Raw genomic sequence first — 20,173 nt, 5'->3', positions numbered from 1 at the left:
GCAAACGCTAAGCGGTTTTTTGTTATACAACTCTCAAATAGAGTCAGTTAATACTTACTGGTTTTTTTCGTACACTGGTAGCTTTTTGCAGATTGCTTCTACTTTACCGCGTACTTCAGCTGCAACCGCTTCATCACCGCGGCTGTCTAGCACGTCACAGATCCAACCTGCCAAGTCGGCCGCTTGCGCTTCGTTGAAGCCACGAGTAGTAATAGCTGGTGTGCCGATACGAATACCAGAGGTTACGAACGGTGATTTTGGATCGTTTGGCACGGCGTTTTTGTTCACAGTGATGTGTGCATCACCAAGCCATTTATCCGCTTCTTTACCGGTCATTTCTTGCTTCACTAGGCTGATCAGCATGAGATGGTTTTCAGTACCACCAGAGATGATTTCATAGCCGCGCTCTTGGATGACTTTTGCCATTGCTTGTGCGTTTTTCACGACTTGCTGCTGATAGGTTTTAAAGTTATCTTCTAGCGCTTCTTTAAAGCAAACCGCTTTTGCCGCGATGACGTGCATCAACGGGCCACCTTGGTTACCTGGGAATACGGCAGAGTTTAGCTTTTTAGCAAGTTTCTCATCACGCGACAAGATCATACCTGAACGCGGGCCACGTAGGGTTTTGTGCGTGGTGGTGGTAGCTACATCAGCAAAAGGTATTGGGCTTGGATAGACGCCGCCTGCAACAAGACCAGCAACGTGTGCCATATCTACTAGTAGATACGCGCCTACTTCATCGGCGATGTCACGGAAACGCTGCCAATCGACGACTTGTGAATAGGCTGAGAAACCTGCGATGATCATTTTTGGCTTGTGCTCACGTGCCAAGCTCTCTACTTGATCATAGTCAATCAAACCAGTGCCATCTACCAATCCATACTGTACGGCATTGTAGTTTAGGCCTGAGAAGTTGATGTGCGCGCCATGCGTCAAGTGACCACCTGCGTCTAGGCTCATGCCAAGTACGGTGTCATTGGCTTCTAGCAATGCCAAAAATACAGCAGAGTTTGCTTGGCTGCCTGAATGTGGCTGGACGTTAACGTACTCAGCTCCGAACAGCTCTTTTGCACGGTCAATGGCCAATTGTTCAATGACATCTACGTGCTCACAACCACCGTAATAACGCTTACCAGGATAGCCTTCAGCATATTTGTTGGTCAGGTCAGTGCCTTGCGCTTCCATCACTGCTTGTGAGCAGTAGTTTTCAGAGGCAATCAACTCGATGTGATTTTCTTGACGAACGCTTTCTGCGGCCATCGCTTCAGCAAGTACGGGATCAAACTCTTTGATAGAAATATCTTTAAACATAGTAATGTCCTAAGTAGTGACTGTCATTGAAAAATTTCATTGGAAAGAAGCTGATAGCCTGCTCACAACCAAACGACCACTGCGTCAACGTCGCTTGAAGTATGGTGGATACCTCTGCACGCTGTTTTTCTGCAAGCTGTTTTATGGTATGACCATTATTGTGAATTGAGTCTATTAGCAAAAATTGAAATAAGAATAAACACAGGCAATTGGCTTGCCATTAACTTGACCGATCCGTCAATAAAATCGATATACATTTGCATCGATATCATCGCGAAAGCGTAAGTGTAACATGAAAATTTGTGCGATGAGCGCAAAAAAGCCCACCTTAAGATGAGCAAATTAAATAGCGATATAACACAGATAAATAACGTATGATTTTATATAGAATTAAATCACAGACAGTTATTTATAATTTGAAAAACAGCCATTTTGGGAGGTCTGTTTTTTGCACGACACACTAATTTATATATACATAGGTTTTATTAAAACATGATGCTAATAACACAAGGATAATGAACTATTGAATACTGACCAATGGTTTTGATACCCAACCTTCTCCTTTGTCACTCTCCACATGGTAGTAGCCATTTTGCTCAGTGCCCATATATATCATGATGTCCTGCTGAGATAAGATAGCGATAGGGCTAGAAGATTTATTGGCCTGCGAGTAAAGCTTAGTGCTTTGTAATTTGCCAGATAATATAGAGCCAGAAATTGGCTTTTCTTTGTTGGTTTGATTGCTCTGGTTATTTTGATTGACTAAGTCTGTAAAACCCATATCTTCACTTAAGTCAGACACAGACTGTTTACTACCCCTAATACTATCGGCCGTTCTACCGATTGAGCTAATGGTACTTTGTGCCTCATAAATACTATCCAAAAAACCAGCATTTGCATTGATAGACAAACCAAACATAGCGGTACTAGCCGTTAGCAAAACTGCAGATTTTACAAACATGGATAGCAATGGGTTTTTGACGCTCATAGAAAGTTCCTGATGTTAAGAAAAGTATAGTAATGTTACCAAATTGTATTTATACCATATTCTCAAATTACCAGACAACTGTTAATTTATGAATAAATAACTGTGTTTTTATATACTAAGCTTTATTTATAGCGTCCGCAGTTATATCGCTCTTATCAGCACCACTGGATAAAAACGCAGGCAAAAAGGTTTCGCTGATAAGCAATGAGCGACCATACCAGTCATAGCGCGTTTGCCTCTGCCAGCCCTCGCTCGTCTGTCGCATAAATCGCTGGTTTGGCAGTGTGCGGCGACGTTTAAATAAGACATAACCGATGGGCGTACCTTTTAGCTGCTGCAAGCGTCGCGCGTTACCTTTTAGGCTTGATAGCGGAAAGATGCTTTGCGCACCGACCCATGGTTGCTCGTCATTGCCGTATAGCTGTACTTCACGTATCCACGCCAGCAGTGGATGATTTAGCGCTGAGCCTTGTAGACCCAATTGTCGCTTTTGTTGCAGCGTCAACAGCCGATAGCCCTCAAAGCTACGCTCTACTCGTAATGGCTGCCCTGCCTTCTCTTCTAGCATGGCTGTGAGCGAACCTTCGGCATTGAGCCATGATACTAATTCAGCAGGAGGTAGAGATGTGGTAGGAGTAAGAGAGTTACTGGACATAGTTAACGGCTAATCAGAAAAAATAAATGGTTGCAGGCTATTATTAATAGTGGACATTAATGGTGTATATCAATGAAGCGTATCAAAGGCTGGCATATTGTCTGCATTAAATGGTAGTGCCTCATGAGCTTGCTTGCGATATTGTGCCATATGCATCCGATCTCTAGCACAGAAATCGCCAATCGCAGGGACAAAACGCGGATCATAAATGCGGTGAAGCGAGTGCGTCGTCGTTGGGATAAAACCACGAACCAACTTATGCTCCCCTTGCGTACCTGGATCAAAGGACGCTAGGCCTTGCTCGATGGAAAACTCAATGCCTTGATAATAGCACAGCTCAAAATGCAAACTGTCATACTCACCAAGCGCACCCCAGTATCGACCGTACAAAGTCGCACTATTATCAACATCATTATCAACACTACCACTATTAGGTGTGTCATATAAGAATAGGCTACTGGCGATAATCTCACCACTGGCATCGAATGCTTGCGCGAGCATAATGTGCTCAGACATACTCGCTGCCAATGCCATAAAAAAGTCTATCCTCAGATAAGGTTGCTGTCCGCGCACCGCATAGGTCATCACATAGCAATGGTAAAAAGCCTTCCAGTCTGCATCGCTGATAGCATCGCCGATTTTTCGCTGGCAACTGATACCTTGCTCAGCCACTTTACGACGCTCCGCACGAATGGTTTTGCGCTTTTTAGCTTTTAACGTCATCAAAAACGTATCAAAATTCGCAAATGGTTGGCTGCTATTGAGCAGGTCTTTGTTTTGCCATAAGAACTGACAGCCTTGACGCTCAAATATCGGCATCTCAATCGGCGCGGACTCTACGCCGCTCTCTTGCGCTGCTATCGCCCGCTCTATATCAATTTCGGTCGGCATAGAGGTGGTAGCAATAGAGGCTAGATTAGGAGTGACAAATAGTCCATGCCAACTTGAAGCGCCGACTTGCTGAGCAATATCATCGATACCCGCAATGGCTGTTTTGAAAATATCCTCACTTAAGCGCTCGTCTTTTGCCAACCAAAGACGCTGACCGGTAATCGGTGTATATGGCACGCTGGTGACCAATCTTGGATAGTAGTCGAGCCCGTAGCGCGCATACGCCTCTGCCCATGAATGATCGAACACAAACTCACCGCGATGATGGCCTTTTATAAATACTGGCAGCACCGCGACTGGTTGCAGTGCGGCATCCTCAGCCTCATCGTCGACACGATGTACCAAAATAAATATCGGTAGCCACCCTGCCTGCTCTCCAATCGCGCCCGTATCGGCAAGCGCTTGCCAAAAAGCAAATGACATAAAAGGTGTGTCTGGCGTTTGCCAATCGGTCTGGCTCTGCCAACTGGTATCATTAATCAGCGCATACTCTAAACTCATATTTACCGTCACTATATTGTGTATAGATAATCTATCTATTGATGACCTAGCCTAGCAAATTTTTGCTATTTTGCTGTCACAATTTGCAAAGTTTTTTGAGTCACAATAAAAAACCACCAATAGTGACATTGGTGGTTTTTAGGATTATGCTTGTTTGGATATCTAGAGCATGACAGAAACCGATGAAACATAGTCGTTGTATCGAAAAGATGATATCGCAACAGATGACTGTTAGAATAAGGTCGTTATCAGCTTAGTATAATTTGAAATCCTAAGATATGAGCGAAAACAGTATACTTAGTTCATGGTACGTGATTGACATCCTCTCGAATTTATAGTGGATTTATTATAATATACCGTCAGCGACTTGCTTTCTGGCAGTTTTACGGGGCAGTCAACGTGCCATCTGAGAATGCCCTTGTAGTGAACATCAGTAAAAGAAAATGTTTTATCAAACTTGAATATCTCTAACTTAAATATTGCTAAGCAGCTACATACGACGTACTTGTTCGAACGATATCATTGAGCATTGCATAGTATCATTGACTCATATTCAACACTATATTTGAGCATTATTATTAACGACAACTAAAGGAAGAACTAAATAAAATGTCAAAAATTATTTATACAAAAACTGACGAAGCCCCAGCGCTTGCGACACTATCTTTTTTACCTATCGTAGAAGCATTCACTAAAACCGCAGGTGTCGAAGTTGAAACCAGTGACATCTCTGTTGCAGCACGTATATTAGCTGAATTCCCTGAATACTTGACCGAAGAGCAACGTGTTCCTGACAACCTAGCGGAGCTTGGTCGCCTGACTCAAGACCCAAACACCAACATCATCAAACTGCCAAATATCAGTGCCTCTGTCCAGCAGTTAAAAGCCGCTATCAAAGAGCTACAAGGTAAAGGCTACGCCATTCCTAACTTCCCAGAAGATCCACAGACGGACGAAGAAAAAGAGCTACGTAAGCGCTATGGTAAGAGCTTAGGCAGTGCCGTCAACCCAGTACTACGTGAAGGTAACTCAGACCGCCGTGCACCAAAAGCCGTCAAAAACTACGCTCGCAAACATCCACACTCAATGGGTGAATGGAAGCAATGGTCAAGCACGCACGTATCACACATGCATGGCGGCGACTTCTATGATGGCGAGCAATCTATGACGTTAGATAAAGCTCGTACCGTACGTATGGACTTGCTACTTGACGATGGCACCCAAAAAGTACTAAAACCTAAAATTGCGTTGCTGGATAAAGAAGTCATCGACCTGATGGTCATGAGCAAACAAGCCTTGCTCGAGTTTTATGAGCAAGAAATGGAAGATTGCCGCGAAGCTGGTATCTTGTTCTCATTGCACGTAAAAGCCACGATGATGAAGGTCTCACACCCTATCGTATTTGGCCATGCGGTTCGCATTTACTACAAAGAAGCGTTTGAAAAACATGGTGAACTCTTTGATGAGCTCGGCATCAATGTCAACAACGGTATGGCAGACCTATACGACAAGATTGAAACGCTACCAACCTCAACGCGCGAAGAGATCGAGCGCGATCTACATGCTTGTCAAGAGCATCGCCCACGTCTGGCAATGGTTGATTCTGCCAAAGGTATCACCAACTTCCATTCACCAAGCGATGTCATCGTTGATGCCTCTATGCCAGCGATGATCCGTTCAGGTGGTAAAATGTGGGGCGCTGATGGCAAAATGTATGACTGTAAAGCGGTCATGCCAGAGTCTACCTTTGCTCGTATTTACCAAGAAATGATCAACTTCTGCAAATGGCATGGTAACTTTGACCCAAAAACAATGGGCACAGTACCAAACGTTGGCCTAATGGCACAAAAAGCAGAAGAGTACGGCTCACACGATAAGACTTTTGAATCGAGTGATGCTGGTATTGCTCGTATCGTCGATGTGGATACCGATGAAGTGTTGCTCGAAAAGCGTGTTGAAAAAGGCGATATCTGGCGCATGTGTCAGGTTAAAGATGAGCCTATCCAAGATTGGGTGAAACTTGCCGTACGCCGCGCACGTGAATCAAATACGCCTGTTATCTTTTGGCTCGACCCATACCGTCCACATGAGAACGAGCTCATTAAGAAAGTTAAAATGTATCTAAAAGACCATGATACTGACGGTCTACATATCGAAATCATGTCTCAGGTTCGCGCCATGCGTTATACCTTAGAGCGTGTCGCTCGTGGTCTTGATACGATCTCTGCGACTGGTAACATCTTACGTGATTACCTCACTGACTTGTTCCCAATCCTAGAGCTTGGTACGAGTGCCAAGATGCTATCGGTTGTGCCACTCATGAAAGGCGGCGGTTTGTTTGAGACGGGTGCTGGCGGTTCTGCACCAAAGCATGTTGAGCAGCTAACCGAAGAAAACCATCTACGTTGGGATTCACTTGGTGAGTTCTTGGCCTTGAATGTCTCTTTGGAGCATTTGGCAAGCAACGACAGCAATGCTAAAGCTCAAGTCTTGGCGGACACGCTAGATACAGCGACAGAAAAACTGCTGCTGAATGACAAGTCGCCATCACGCAAAACAGGTGAGCTCGACAACCGTGGCAGTCACTTCTATCTAGCGCTGTATTGGGCTGAAGAGCTGGCCGCGCAAGATCAAGATAGTGAGTTAAAAGCACAGTTCACGCCATTTGCGCAAAAGCTCAAAGAAAACGAAGACGCCATTGTCAAAGAACTTAACGACGCTCAAGGCAAGCCAGTAGACATCAAAGGCTACTACTACGCTGATGAAGAGTTGGCTAAAAAAGCCATGCGCCCAAGCGCTTTGTTTAACGAAACCTTGGCATCGCTATAAGTAATAAGTAATTGATCTTAAAAAATTAAGCCTAATCTCTCTGGTTTTTATACCTAGATCGATTAGGTAAGTTTAGATCTTAGTAAACAAAACACCTCAGCCGTCTTAGAACGTTGAGGTGTTTTTTTGTGCCTATCTCAAAATGATAATAAACAACTTGCCTATATTTATCTATTTCAAACACATAAAAAAACCACCTACATCAGTAAGTGGCCTTGAATAAATCTAATAGAGTTTAACGTTTTAGGTACTGATACGATTACGCATCCATATGCTTGATAATGGCTTTACCAAACTCAGAAGTACTGAGCAAGATAGCATCTGGCATCAAACGCTCAAAGTCATAAGTAACCGTCTTATTGGCGATCGCGCCTTGGATACCATTGATGACGAGATCCGCCGCCTCACACCAACCCATATCACGCAGCATCATCTCCGCAGACAATATCAATGAGCCTGGGTTTACTTTATTCTGACCAGCATACTTAGGCGCAGTACCGTGCGTCGCTTCATAGACAGCGATTGCGCCGCCTTTGTTAGCACCTGGGGCGATACCGATACCGCCTACTTCCGCCGCTAGCGCGTCAGAGATATAGTCACCGTTTAGGTTGAGTGTTGCCACTACGGAGTAATCTGCCGGACGCATCAGAATCTGTTGCAAGAACGCATCAGCGATCACATCTTTGATGATGATATCATTACCCGTTTTAGGATTTTTCATCGTCATCCATGGACCACCATCCAATGGCTCAGCATCAAAACGCTCTGCTGCCAGCTCGTATCCCCAATCTTTAAATGCGCCTTCCGTAAATTTCATGATATTGCCTTTATGCACGAGGGTCACGTTTGGCAAGTCATTATCGATAGCATGCTGAATGGCTTTACGTACTAGGCGCTGCGAGCCTTCTTTTGAGACAGGCTTGATACCGATGCCGCAGTCTTCAGGGAAGCGAATGCTGGTCACACCCATCTCCTCTCTTAAGAAATTGATGACTTTTTTGGCATCATCACTGCCCGCCTTCCACTCGATACCTGTGTAGATATCTTCTGTGTTTTCACGGAAGATCACCATATTGGTCAGCTCAGGATGCTGTACTGGGCTTGGTACGCCTTTAAACCAGCGTACTGGCCGCTGACAGACATACAAATCAAGATTTTGACGTACAGCCACATTCAACGAACTAAAGCCACCACCCACTGGCGTGGTCAACGGTCCCTTGATACTGATGACGTAGTCTTTTAAAATCTCTAATGTCTCACTTGGTAAATATTCACCGTCATATATTTTGGCTGCTTTTTCGCCCAAGTAAGCTTCCATCCAGATGATTGATTTTTTGCCGTGGTAGGCTTTATCGACCGCCGCATCGACCACCTTTATCATAACAGGTGTGATATCCACCCCAATACCGTCACCTTCAATAAACGGGATAATCGGATGATTGGGCACATTTAGCGACAAATCAGCATTCACGGTTACTTTTTCGCCGTCTCTTGGTACGATGACCTTATCATATGACATGGATAAAACTCCTTAGTGGTAAGTTATACGTCGCAAGCGAACCGAACACTTTGTTATGCTAGCTTTTCTATTATAATGGTCGCGTTTTAGACGCTTATTAGCTAAACAAAGTCTGATGTGTGGGACACTCGCGGCATTGAATTGAACGATGCTAAAAAACAGCTTCAAATTAAACATGTACGAATTGATGCAAATATAAACTAAAACTGTGTATAGAAACTGCTCATTATTAAATTCAGTGTTATTGGCTAAATTAATAAGAAATATCACATATACATTTTATATATTATTAATAAAATACAGCATCTATAACACTATAATCTTTGAAGGGTTATAATATGTTTTCTTAGCGATAGTAGTAAAATAAAGGGTTAGACACTTATCTTATCTTGCAGATAATAGGTTGATTACTATCAAAGATATAAATACCCCTACAAAAATATGGATTTAGAGTAGCAGTAAATTTGCGCGGCTGCTGTCCTACTTTTGTAGCAAAATACATCGCACAGCGTACTTCAAACACGATACCTCTTTTCTAATTTTTTAGTACTGACTTTGCTTGATCAAACATGCGCCAAGACTGCTAATCACTCATTTACCTTCAGGAAATATCACTTTATGCCGACTCCTAGTCTCGTCTTGTTCAATAAGCCTTATGGGGTGCAAAGTCAGTTCAGAGACGATAGCAACAATGACCACGCCACTCTATCGCAGTACTTTACTGATAAGTCTTTGCGAGTTGCTGGTAGGCTTGATGCAACGTCCGAAGGGCTACTTATTTTGACCGATGATGGCCGAGTCAATAAAGCGATTACTCATCCGCCAAAAGCCAATGCTGGACGTAAGCAAGGTAAGACTTATTTGGTACAGGTTGAAGGCATTCCTACTGCTGAGCAACTCAATCAACTTAGACGTGGCGTGACTCTCAAAGATGGTAAAACTCTGCCTGCTGAAGTCAAGCACGTGAGTGAAGATGAGCTACCCATGACGCTCTGGCAACGTCATCCGCCGATACGTGAGCGTAAAAGCGTACCGGACTCATGGTTGATGCTGACAATTTATGAAGGCAAAAATCGTCAAGTGAGACGTATGACCGCGCATGTTGGGTTGCCCTGCCTACGTTTGATACGCTGGTCGGTGGCAGGGTTTGAATTGGGTGACATAGCAGTTGGCGAGTTTGTGCGTATTCACTTAACTAGTGATCACTATCAGCAATTGGGTATTAGCTATTAGTTTGTCACGTCTAAACGCTTAGCTACCGACATATATTTTCATTTAAAGTAAATATATTACGTCTTGTTAAACATAGCGTCTCGAATGGGTAAGGTTTATCTGTTAAGATTCAGCACGTCATTAGTTATGTAAAATAGACCTCATTTATTTATCATTTGGTCTTCTTATAGTAGGGATATATCATGATTGCTTCTCGTCGTTTTGTTCTGTTGGCCACCAGCATTTCTGCTGCACTGCTATTAAGTGCGTGTCAGCCAGCAGCAGATAGTCAATCAGCGCCTGTAGAAGAAGCCACCCCGCCAATGACTGACATGACTCATGCTGAGCATGAGCATATGAGCCACGATATATCGGTAGATAGCGAAAACGTCACAGATGACGCTCAGATGACGGATATGCTCAAAGACTACACAAAGTCCATGACCAGTATGCATGACGAGATGATGATCGGTATGGCCTACAATGATCCTGATACCGCGTTTGCCAAAGGCATGCTTGGGCATCATCGCGGCGCGATAGATATGGCGAAAATTCAGCTAAAGTACGGTACAGATGACGCCATGCGCCAGCTTGCTCAAGATATCATTACGGCGCAGCAAGCTGAGATTGATATCCTAAACAAATGGCTTGCTAGCCATCCTGACGCAGCCAAACCTAAGCCCAATACCGCTGCTATGCAACAGGCCTACGCTAAGGGCATGGAAAGCATGCATGGCGAGATGACATTGGGTATTGCTGATCCTATGCCAGATATGGCATTTGCACGTGGCATGCTACCACACCATATTGGCGCCGTAGATATGGCAAAAATCGAGCTCGAATATGGTACTGATGAAGAAATGCGTCAACTGGCACAGCATATCATCGATACTCAGCAAGTAGAGATTGAGCTCATGCAAAACTGGATTGCCGCGCTTGAAGCGACGAGCGATGCTGAAAACGATAATGCTGAGGTTGTCGAGCCTAACGGCGACACTATTGCAAACGAGAAGTCTGCCAGTGAGGACCCTGATAACAAAGCCAAAGAGCAGTAGTAATCAACTCAGTGTAAAAATACAAAATCGGCTATTTATATGATTATTTTCTGCTAAATATTGATTGAGAACATCAAAAAGCCTATCAGCTATGATTTGAACCCCTTGATAAACATGTTTACTTATCAAGGGGTTTTACTTTGTTTGCCTGTACAACCCACTGCCGCTATTCTGGCTGACGCTTCATGACATTAAGCCATATCTCCCAATTTGCCTCTCCTTGCGTTTTATCACCATTGTCCTCTAGCGCTTTATCGCCTTTTACTATGTGTAGGCTGACTTTATGAGGGAATGCTTTTTCAATAACTTCCTCACTATCTTGCTGTTGCAGCTTACTAGGTTGCACTTGCACACACATCAACTCATCGCGACGAAACAAATGACACTCAACGGGATGCTCTGCATTACTCAGCGATGCTAGCTGCTTACTATCCGCCTTGATGCCATCAATCGCGATAATAACGTCATGGGCTGAGATACCTGCTTTGGCAGCAACGCTACTGCGGTTCACGCGATTGATTTTGAGTCCAGCGGGTGTCTCATTGCAGCGCATACCCCATGGGACATGCTTATCCGCAGTCTCTTTAGTATTGACCTGCATTTTGACACCGTTTGCGAGTAGCAGCGCCTCAATCGGCAGCTCCTCTACGCCGTTGACGTAACGGCGTTCAAAATCTTCCCATTCCGCTATCGGCATAAATTGTCCAATCACGTCACCCATATCCGCACTATTGATGCCGATGCGTTTATTATTATTTTGCTTTGCTTGGGTATAGAACGCTTTGACCACATCAAACAAGCGATAGCGATTGTTGGTATTTTTTGATAATATCAAATCCAGACACAGCGCCACCAATGCGCCTTTATTGTAATAGCTAATACCCGCATTACCGGTGTTTTCATCGCTGCGATATAGCTTAATCCAAGCATCAAAACTCGACTCTGCGACACTTTGGTTATCGCGTCCAGGCGTTTGATAATAGCGATTGATTTGTTCCGCTAATAACCTGAGATAGTTCGACTTATCGATCACGCCAGATGCTTGCAGCATAAAATCATCGATATAAGATGTAAATCCTTCAAATACCCAAAGCATCGGCGTGAACGCTTCACGGCGTAAATCAACATCAATCATGACATCGGGACGCACGGTTTTAACCCACCACGAGTGAAAATACTCATGACTGCACAAGCCCAAAAACCGCTGATAATCAGTACTTGGTATTTTTGGCTCATCAGCATTTGGTAAGTCACGGCGCGGGGTAATCAGACTAGTGGAATTGATATGCTCCAGCCCACCATAGTCCTGACCACTGGCAAACGTCATAAAGGTGTAATCATTGAATGGTGCATCTCCCAACCAATCTAGATAGGTCTGGCAAATCTGAGTGACGTCTTGCTGTAGTCTACCCATGTTGGCGCTATGCTTGCCTGAGAGATAAAAACTGTGATGAAGCGTCTGATGCTGACTGTCATGAATAATAAAATCAAATTTATTCTGTGCTGCAATCTCAAAAGGATAATCAATCAGCTCATGATAATTATCTGCCCGTAATTGATAACAGTGCCGTTTGTCTTCGCTCTGACCATCAACACACAGATGCGTAGATGCCAAACCACATGCCAACAGCACATCACTCTCTTCTTTATCTAACAAAAACGACTCCGGAACAATCAAGCTGACTTGTACTGGAATCTGCTCTTGCCCATCGACCGCGAGTGCAAGTGAGGTGAAATTACCGTATAGACGCTGCTGATCGACATACGCCGTACGTACCGATAGGTCGTAACAGTAGACTTCGTACTCAACACCCACCCTCTGCCCTGCAGTGACAGTTGGCAACTGCCACGTATGTTTATCTATTTTTTGTGCGCGATACATCTCAAACTGACTGTCGTTATCTGTTATTTGGCGATCTGTTATTCGATAATGCACAGCAGTGATGTTACGAGCAAACTCACGCATCAGATAACTGCCTGGTATCCATGCTGGTAGCCAGAGCTGAGGAGCATCAGCTGTTGCCGTAAAAGACAGTGACACATCAACCAAATGCTCAGAAAAACGGGCGAAATCGAATTGATAGCTGATATTAGCCATATTATTGATATTATCATGGCTGATTGAATCGTCGCTCGTTAGCTGGTTATTAGTATTATCGGCAAATGCAGTCATAGTATCTCTCGTCCTTATTTTATTGTTATGTTAGGAGTCCTTCCCAAAAAACGCAACTCCCAAACCCTAAGTGGCCAGTAGTTATCGATTAACTATAGAAAATAGCAGTTATTATTGTAAATTGTGGCATTAATTGGCATTTTTTATGTTTTTTGCCTTGAAACTTATATACGCCATCTCAATTAAAGATGCTAACTGCTAAAGTTACTTTAATAAACTGATGAGAATTGACTAATACTGTGGCTATTTGGCTTGCTGATTGGCTTTTTTAGGTTTATTGCAACCGTATTTAATTTTTTACATAGATATATTTAGGATATTTTATGACTACTATCGCAAAAGACACTGCCGTCAAATTCAATTACACATTAAAAGACGACGAAGGCAATATCCTTGACCAGTCTCCAGAAGGTCAGCCACTTGCTTATCTACATGGTCACAGCAACATTATCCCAGGCCTAGAATCACAACTAGAAGGTAAATCTGCTGGCGAAAAAGTCAACGCAGTGGTTGAACCTGCTGATGGCTATGGCGAGTACCAAGAGCAAGCGGTACAGCACGTACCACGCGAAAACTTCCAAGGCGTTGATGACATCCAGCCTGGTATGCAGTTCCAGTCAGAAGCTGGTGGCCAAGTTATGCTAGTTACTGTAACTGACGTAAACGATCAAGAAGTAACCGTTGATGCAAACCATCCATTGGCTGGTAAGCGTTTGACATTTGACGTTGAAATCCAAGAAGTACGTGCAGCAACTGAAGACGAACTAAACCACGGCCATGTACATGGCGCAGGTGGCGTTGAGCACTAATCTCTTCTAGAGTATAGTGAAAACGATTAGACGATAAGTTTTTAAATTTATTATCTAATCTAAAAGGCCAGTGGCAATGTCTACTGGCCTTTTTTTATGGAATTTTTATAGTAAATCATACGTTAGATCAATATAAAGAAGGCAATTTATAGATTACTTATAAACATCCAATAAAATATATTACCAAATTCCAGACATAACAAAGCCGCATAACGACAAGCGTCATGCGGCTTTTATTACCAACCATCCATGTTAGCGTTACGTGATACCTAATCCCGGGGTATCTCATAACTGACAGGCATCCAGCCTTATCATCCCTAATCAGCAAACCACTTATCCCTGATGCGACCTTTAAGATACCAATCCCTAGTATCAATGAACCGTTTCGTTCAATCGTGCCGTACAGTTATAGTCGCAGATTGACCTATGATTGGTAAGTGGTTCAAGCGTCAATCCATGTAAGCATATGCTTACATGGACATAGTGGGTACTTGAGAATCTATAACTTTTCTTCAGGGCTGAGCAACTTCTTGGGTTCTGCACTCAGCATCAGATAAGCGGCTTCGTTAATAAACGCTTCATCTTCGGGCAACTCTGGACGCTCAGCAGCTTTCATACGGCTACGCTCTTCAAACTTTGCATCCATCGCGGCCTGATACGTATTCCAATTAGAATAAGGGCGTTCACCAGTAGCGATCAGACGTCTGTTTTCGGCTTCTAACGAACGCTTTTCAATCAGCTGCATTTTGGCGCGGCGGCTGTTAATATCTAAACGAACTGGTTTTTTCTCATCATCCATATTACGAATGTCGTTGAGCGTCGACAGGTAAGTAAACTGTGGGTTCTTTTCTTGGCGAATCTTAGACTGCTGATTGAGCGTCGCTAGTGTATCGCTAGTGAACTTCCCTTCAGGCTTATAAGGCGCCGTTCTGATGGTATCCCAAGGCAGGGCTTTTTTCTGCGCGCGTTCGCCAAAGGTCGCATCATCATAGATATTGACCAATTCAACATCAGGTACCACGCCTTTATTCTGCGTACTACCACCTGTGATACGATAGAATTTACGCTGAGTCAAGGTCGCAGAACCTAGCGCCAAGCTATCGAGCTGAATCTGCGCAGAGCCTTTACCTGTGGTCGTACTACCAACCACCAATCCACGACCATAATCTTGAATAGCCGCGGCAAAGATTTCGCTGGCTGAGGCCGATGCTAGGTTGGTAATAACCACCATCTTGCCATCATAAAGCTGCTCGCCACCATCGTCATCACGGTACACTTGAATATTGCCGCGATTATCACGAATTTGTACCAGTGGTCCGCTCTTGATAAATAAGCCTAGCATCTTGGCAACTTCATCTAATGAGCCACCAGGGTTATTACGTAAGTCGACAACCAGACCATCGATATTTTCTTTGTTCAACTCCTTTAATGCTTTTTCGGTATCGATACTAACGCTACGGTAGTCCTCACCATTACGGCGAGCACGATAGTTCAGATAAAAGCTCGGTATCTCAAGTACGCCAATACGTTTTGGTGTTTTGTCGATATTAGGACGTTGAACCTCTACCACGCGCTGAGTCACACCTGACTCTTCTTGCTGGATAATATCACGCACGACGGTGACCGTACGGGCACTGGCATCTGGCGTATTGGGTTGACGCAGCTTGAGCGTTACCGACGTACCGCGCTTACCACGAATCAAGCCGACAATCTCACGCGTCGACCAGCCAACCACATCTGTCATGGTTTCGCCATCTTTTGCGATACCAACGATCAAATCATTGGGCTTGATTTGACCAGATTTGGCAGCAGGGCCACCATCGACTAAGGTCACAATGCGGGTGTAATCTGGGTTTTTACGATCAGGACGGATAGAAACACCGATGCCTTCTAATTGTAGACTAGATTGAATCTGTAGTTCAGTTGCTTGAATCGGCGCATAGTAGTTACTGTGCGGATCATAGGTCAGCATTGCCGTGTTTAGGATAGTCTCCATGATTTCATCATCTTTGAGACGCTTAAACTGCTCTTGCTGACGCGACAAACGATTTTGCAAAATCTCATTTGGCGTACGTTCATCGTTGCGTACTAAGTCTTGTCCACGAGTAATATCTGGATTGCTTAAAAATACTTTTTCTTTGGCTTTTTCGTCTTCTTGTCCCAGCGTGATACTCATCAGCTGAAACTTTAGCTGACGTTCCCAATAGTCACGCTGCTCTTTTTTAGTTTTGAAATGGCCGAGCTTTTCGCGATCAAGAATGATGGTGTCGTCACCGGTCAAATCAATATCTTTCTTGAGCATCTTGGTTGCCATGGCAAAATATTCGTTTGAGCGTTTGCGATAACGATCAAAGACCTCTACCCCTGCGGATAGGTCGCCTTGCTTGAGTCGAGCGCCAAAATCATCAGCATGCTTTTTCTTCAGCTCATCGACATCCGACTGCAAAAATAAAGTATGATTTGGATCAAGACTATCAATATACATTGATAAGATTTCGCTACCGGTTTTACTATCTAATGGCTGATTAAGGTAATGACTGCGATCCAGCAAAGCGGCAACTTGGCGAGTAGTGACCTTTTGCTCAGGTGTCTGAACAAAACTTCCCGTATTGGTTTCTGCTACGGCAGTGCCATAGCTTTGTGTCAGGATAATACCGGCGATGCCCACTGACGCTGCACTGAGTAACCACTGTGCTGGTTGTTTTTTCATCATATGTACCTAGTTATTTGAAGTTAGTGATATTATTTATGTTATAAAAATTAAAAACTGCTGAATGTGTTATTGCCCATGACTGTCGTCTGTTTTGCTAAATGTCTGTCTTACCCTGCGTGAGCCTGCTCATTGCTATGAGCTTACAACACTATAGCTTTATTATTCCGTCGCCTTTATATATATAGATTCTGAATACAGATTCTGACGCTTATTATCGAATCCTGATATATAGTCAAAAATCAATATTATCATGTGCATAAATACTGAACTGTCTCAAACTGTATAAGCAATCTTACACGCAACGCCTGCACATACCAAACTTTCTATCACTTTTACCACACATAGCGATTGAAGGCTATCAGCATTAATTCGCCGACTATCCACAAATTGATTTGGTCCCAATAATCTGCCACATTAGGCTCAATTGATAATAGCTGTCATAATAAAGTGCATGAGTAATGACTGCTAAGCGATTGGACATCGATGATCGGTCAACCCCATAATATAACAATACACAAAAAAATAAGGATGACACAATGTACGGCGTTTTAATGATTGATATCGATAATACCGCACTGACCGCAGAAGACGTCAGCTTGATCAAACAAGCACAAATTGGTGGGGTCATACTGTTTGGACGTAACGTCGCCAATGCTGCCCAAGTACGCGCATTGTGTGACGATATCCGGTATCACAATCAGGATATACTTATCGGTGTCGATCAAGAAGGCGGACGAGTCGCACGGCTGCGTGAAGGGTTTACACTGCTACCTGCTATGGGTAGGCTTGGTGAGTTATTCAATCACGACCCAAGTCGTGCGCTCAGCTGCGCATATGACTGTGGCTATCTGATGGCAGCCGAAGTGATGGCAGTAGGTATTGATTTGAGCTTTGCGCCCGTGCTGGATAGAGATGGTATCAGCCAAGTTATCGGTGACCGTAGCTTTCATCAGGAGCCACAAGCGATCGTTGCCCTAGCCACGCAGTTTATGCGCGGCATGAAAGCGGCTGGTATGGCTACCACTGGTAAGCACTTCCCTGGTCATGGTGCTATCGCTCCTGACTCTCATGTATCAGAGGCCATCGATACACGTAGCTTGGACGAGATCATCAATAGTGACATGCAACCTTTTGCGCAAACGCTGTCACTGCTTGATGCTCTAATGCCAGCGCATGTGATTTTTTCGCAAGTAGATAACAAGCCTGCAGGATTTTCTAAAATTTGGCTAAAAGATATCATTCGTGATCAACTAGCGTTCAATGGTGTGCTTTTTTCTGATGATTTATCGATGGCAGGGGCACAAGCTGCTGGCGATGTCAGCGCTCGCGTAAAAGCTGCCATTGAAGCTGGTTGCGATATTGCACTGGTGTGTAATGATCGTGTTGCCGCTCATGAAGCGGCAGCAGCAGCGCAAGAACTGCCCTATCCTAACCAAAAGCGTATCAAAACCATGTGCGGCAATATACCAAAGTGGCAAGGTGATCTTGAGTCTACTTGCCAGCAGTTTGATTATTGGCAACAAGCAAAGAACAATGTCACTCAGACCTTTTTTAACGTTGAGTCTGATACACAAGCCGCTGCACCTGCCAATGACTTAAAAGACCCTACTAATTATAAGTAGCTTTGTATTCATATAAAAAATTTGGCAAATAAAAAACCGCATCATTAAGGTGCGGTTTTTTAGACTTGACTGCTGCTAAGTTAGATACTTTTTGATTAATTCGTTGGATCTACTGCAGTACCTTGAGTCGCATCATCACCATCAGGTAACAAATCATCATTATTGCTGTCTAGCGGATTCAAGTCTGGATCAAGCGAGTCGCTGTTGATGATCATGCCATCATTTGGATCGACCATTTTGTCATTGACCATAAACTCAATCCGACGGTTGCGGAAACGCCCCTGCTCAGTTGAGTTATCGGCGATCGGATCTGTCTCACCCATACCTTTCGTACTAAGTTTGCTCGCATCGACACCTTGAGCCACCAGATACTCTTTTACTGACTCAGCACGCTCACGAGACAACTCCATGTTATAAGCATCCGATGCTTGACTATCTGTATGACCGATAATCATCAGGTTCATGTCAGGCACTTCGTTGATGATTTTTGCAGCACGATCAAGAATGGCTTTATTGACATCAGGGATGACGGCTTCATCCACTTGGAAGTTGATAACTTGAAGGCTCAGAGCACGCGCGACATCACGTGGGTCTGGATTGTCACCGAGATTGGTCATGGCGGCATCTGCAGCAGCCACACTTTCATCAATCTCACCTTGCAGATCTAATGGACCTTCAGCTTCTACCATCATCGCAGGCGCAGCAGCTTGTAGATCAGTCACCAATTGGGCCAATGCCGCATCATCAGGTGCATTGACCGTGATGGTATCGCCTTTAATCACCATGCTAGCATTTGGTGCATTTTTGACGATAGGCAATATCGTAGTAAGCTGTGCAGCGGCTGGCATATCTATGGCAAAATTCTCATCGACATCAGCGCGGCACTTATTGGCTTCATCGCCGAATGCGCCAGTTAGTGCATTCATCACATTGGTCTGTAGCGTCTCGTTGCCTACGCTCATGCGGCAAGCGTATAGCTCACCATTTTCGCCAGTGGCGATACGGAGTGAGGCAGGCTCGATGTCAGTTGCTACTAATGCTTGCTCATTACCTTGCTCGTCTTGCTGCGCGGTAGCCATCGGCGTAGCAACAGGCTCAGGGTTCTCTTGACAGCCTCTTAACAAGGCCCAAGCCAATGCACCCAAAATAATCAAACCGATAATCGGTAATAGGGCTTTCATAAAGCTGCCTTGTGGCTCTTCTTCTTTCTGTAGTGGTGCGGTACTGACCGTATCGGATATAGGTGCCGCAGCAGGAGTGGCTGCAATGGCACTTGCAGGTAAGACCGCTGCCGCCCATGCAGGGATATGATGCTGATAACTGTTGAGATTGTCATTGAGAAATTGCGGTACAGGGGTGGTCCCAGCCAAGCTTTTGATTTCATGAAAAGCCAGCGGCGCTGCCATAGCAATCAGACCCCGAGAGGCTGTCTCATCGACACCATGTTCATTAGCGAGCTCACGAGAGATTTGGTCACGGTGAGCCCCTTCTGTCCACACACGATCATAAAAAGCGCTATCATCACGAGCGATATTTTCATTAGCAAAACGGCTATAGGTATCATTATTCGCGAGGCGAGCAGCAAAAATTGCATAAAATTGCTCAAGTAAGTTTTGCTTAGCAGGACTATGATCGTCTGCTAATACGGCTGGGCTGACTGTGCGTGTCAAATGACTGATAATATCCATAATACAACTCTCCCCTTAATTTTTATTTATATTGTTCGATTATTCAAAGCACAAAATCATCTAATAACGTGGCGGCTGTTTACTCTATCAAGTCAGATTTATCAGACCACTATGATTGGTTTTGGATATTATAGAATTGTTAAAGGTGTTTTCACAGTCGATACGTTGTTGTGCAAATGATACGTTAAGTAATGTTTCAGTTGGCAC

13 protein-coding genes are annotated in these 20,173 nt (G+C 44.1%); 5 read left to right on the top strand and 8 right to left on the bottom strand.

The window, feature by feature from the left end:
• Positions 1 to 54 precede the first annotated feature (54 nt).
• The 4 genes from glyA to ACHUET_RS01810 form a co-directional block, all read right to left on the bottom strand.
• Positions 55 to 1,311, bottom strand: coding sequence for a serine hydroxymethyltransferase (gene glyA / locus ACHUET_RS01825; RefSeq protein ID WP_394210155.1), 1,257 nt, complete (start codon positions 1,309 to 1,311; stop codon positions 55 to 57).
• Positions 1,312 to 1,831: 520 nt separating this feature from the next.
• Positions 1,832 to 2,299, bottom strand: a complete 468-nt coding sequence (locus ACHUET_RS01820; protein WP_394210153.1) for a hypothetical protein — start codon at positions 2,297 to 2,299, stop codon at positions 1,832 to 1,834.
• Between the two features lie 115 nt (positions 2,300 to 2,414).
• Complete coding sequence (locus ACHUET_RS01815; protein ID WP_394210151.1) at positions 2,415 to 2,954, bottom strand: chorismate--pyruvate lyase family protein; 540 nt, start codon at positions 2,952 to 2,954, stop codon at positions 2,415 to 2,417.
• A 69-nt stretch (positions 2,955 to 3,023) separates the two neighbouring features.
• Complete coding sequence (locus ACHUET_RS01810; protein WP_394210150.1) at positions 3,024 to 4,346, bottom strand: GNAT family N-acetyltransferase; 1,323 nt, start codon at positions 4,344 to 4,346, stop codon at positions 3,024 to 3,026.
• 609 nt (positions 4,347 to 4,955) lie between these two features.
• Between ACHUET_RS01810 and ACHUET_RS01805 the strand changes: the two genes are divergently transcribed.
• Positions 4,956 to 7,175 (top strand): NADP-dependent isocitrate dehydrogenase, encoded by a 2,220-nt coding sequence (locus tag ACHUET_RS01805; RefSeq protein ID WP_394210148.1) that lies wholly within the window; start codon positions 4,956 to 4,958, stop codon positions 7,173 to 7,175.
• Between the two features lie 259 nt (positions 7,176 to 7,434).
• Here ACHUET_RS01805 and icd read toward each other — a convergent pair whose 3' ends face one another.
• Entirely contained in the window at positions 7,435 to 8,694 is a 1,260-nt protein-coding gene (gene icd, locus ACHUET_RS01800; RefSeq protein WP_394210146.1) for an NADP-dependent isocitrate dehydrogenase, read from the bottom strand.
• 618 nt (positions 8,695 to 9,312) lie between these two features.
• On the opposite strand from icd, the gene ACHUET_RS01795 reads away from it, so the two are divergent.
• Both ACHUET_RS01795 and copM read left to right on the top strand, forming a co-directional pair.
• On the top strand, positions 9,313 to 9,927 hold the full coding sequence (locus ACHUET_RS01795) for a pseudouridine synthase (protein WP_394210144.1): 615 nt from the start codon (positions 9,313 to 9,315) through the stop codon (positions 9,925 to 9,927).
• A gap of 182 nt (positions 9,928 to 10,109) precedes the next feature.
• Positions 10,110 to 10,961: a CopM family metallochaperone gene (gene copM / locus ACHUET_RS01790; RefSeq protein ID WP_394210142.1), complete on the top strand. Its 852-nt coding sequence runs from the start codon at positions 10,110 to 10,112 to the stop codon at positions 10,959 to 10,961.
• Positions 10,962 to 11,127: 166 nt separating this feature from the next.
• Here the strand turns inward: copM and ACHUET_RS01785 are convergent, their stop codons facing one another.
• On the bottom strand, positions 11,128 to 13,059 hold the full coding sequence (locus ACHUET_RS01785) for a M61 family metallopeptidase (protein ID WP_394210340.1): 1,932 nt from the start codon (positions 13,057 to 13,059) through the stop codon (positions 11,128 to 11,130).
• Between the two features lie 398 nt (positions 13,060 to 13,457).
• Here ACHUET_RS01785 and ACHUET_RS01780 point away from each other — a divergent pair, with 398 nt between their 5' ends.
• Positions 13,458 to 13,943, top strand: a complete 486-nt coding sequence (locus ACHUET_RS01780; protein ID WP_201598934.1) for an FKBP-type peptidyl-prolyl cis-trans isomerase — start codon at positions 13,458 to 13,460, stop codon at positions 13,941 to 13,943.
• A gap of 499 nt (positions 13,944 to 14,442) precedes the next feature.
• Here ACHUET_RS01780 and ACHUET_RS01775 read toward each other — a convergent pair whose 3' ends face one another.
• Positions 14,443 to 16,653, bottom strand: a complete 2,211-nt coding sequence (locus ACHUET_RS01775; protein WP_394210338.1) for a carboxy terminal-processing peptidase — start codon at positions 16,651 to 16,653, stop codon at positions 14,443 to 14,445.
• A 539-nt stretch (positions 16,654 to 17,192) separates the two neighbouring features.
• Here ACHUET_RS01775 and nagZ point away from each other — a divergent pair.
• The gene (nagZ, locus tag ACHUET_RS01770) at positions 17,193 to 18,278 is read left to right on the top strand and encodes a beta-N-acetylhexosaminidase (RefSeq protein WP_394210141.1); all 1,086 of its coding nucleotides are present in this window, start codon (positions 17,193 to 17,195) and stop codon (positions 18,276 to 18,278) included.
• 95 nt (positions 18,279 to 18,373) lie between these two features.
• On the opposite strand, the gene ACHUET_RS01765 is transcribed toward nagZ, so the two are convergent.
• Positions 18,374 to 19,966 (bottom strand): OmpA family protein, encoded by a 1,593-nt coding sequence (locus tag ACHUET_RS01765; protein WP_394210139.1) that lies wholly within the window; start codon positions 19,964 to 19,966, stop codon positions 18,374 to 18,376.
• Between the last annotated feature and the right edge of the window lie 207 nt (positions 19,967 to 20,173).

The sequence above is a fragment of the Psychrobacter piscatorii genome, assembly GCF_043641605.1.
GTDB classification, from domain to species: domain Bacteria; phylum Pseudomonadota; class Gammaproteobacteria; order Pseudomonadales; family Moraxellaceae; genus Psychrobacter; species Psychrobacter piscatorii_C.
This window is presented reverse-complemented; position numbering and strand designations above follow the sequence as displayed.

What these genes read in the sequence shown, in the direction of transcription:
- ACHUET_RS01780 (WP_201598934.1), top strand. Translation starts at nt 13,458, where the DNA reads ATGACTACTATCGCAAAAGACACTGCCGTCAAATTCAATTACACATTA.
- ACHUET_RS01810 (WP_394210150.1), bottom strand. Translation starts at nt 4,346, where the DNA reads ATGAGTTTAGAGTATGCGCTGATTAATGATACCAGTTGGCAGAGCCAG.
- ACHUET_RS01805 (WP_394210148.1), top strand. Translation starts at nt 4,956, where the DNA reads ATGTCAAAAATTATTTATACAAAAACTGACGAAGCCCCAGCGCTTGCG.
- ACHUET_RS01775 (WP_394210338.1), bottom strand. Translation starts at nt 16,653, where the DNA reads ATGAAAAAACAACCAGCACAGTGGTTACTCAGTGCAGCGTCAGTGGGC.
- ACHUET_RS01795 (WP_394210144.1), top strand. Translation starts at nt 9,313, where the DNA reads ATGCCGACTCCTAGTCTCGTCTTGTTCAATAAGCCTTATGGGGTGCAA.
- ACHUET_RS01815 (WP_394210151.1), bottom strand. Translation starts at nt 2,954, where the DNA reads ATGTCCAGTAACTCTCTTACTCCTACCACATCTCTACCTCCTGCTGAA.
- ACHUET_RS01820 (WP_394210153.1), bottom strand. Translation starts at nt 2,299, where the DNA reads ATGAGCGTCAAAAACCCATTGCTATCCATGTTTGTAAAATCTGCAGTT.
- glyA (WP_394210155.1), bottom strand. Translation starts at nt 1,311, where the DNA reads ATGTTTAAAGATATTTCTATCAAAGAGTTTGATCCCGTACTTGCTGAA.
- icd (WP_394210146.1), bottom strand. Translation starts at nt 8,694, where the DNA reads ATGTCATATGATAAGGTCATCGTACCAAGAGACGGCGAAAAAGTAACC.
- ACHUET_RS01765 (WP_394210139.1), bottom strand. Translation starts at nt 19,966, where the DNA reads ATGGATATTATCAGTCATTTGACACGCACAGTCAGCCCAGCCGTATTA.
- ACHUET_RS01785 (WP_394210340.1), bottom strand. Translation starts at nt 13,059, where the DNA reads ATGGCTAATATCAGCTATCAATTCGATTTCGCCCGTTTTTCTGAGCAT.
- nagZ (WP_394210141.1), top strand. Translation starts at nt 17,193, where the DNA reads ATGTACGGCGTTTTAATGATTGATATCGATAATACCGCACTGACCGCA.
- copM (WP_394210142.1), top strand. Translation starts at nt 10,110, where the DNA reads ATGATTGCTTCTCGTCGTTTTGTTCTGTTGGCCACCAGCATTTCTGCT.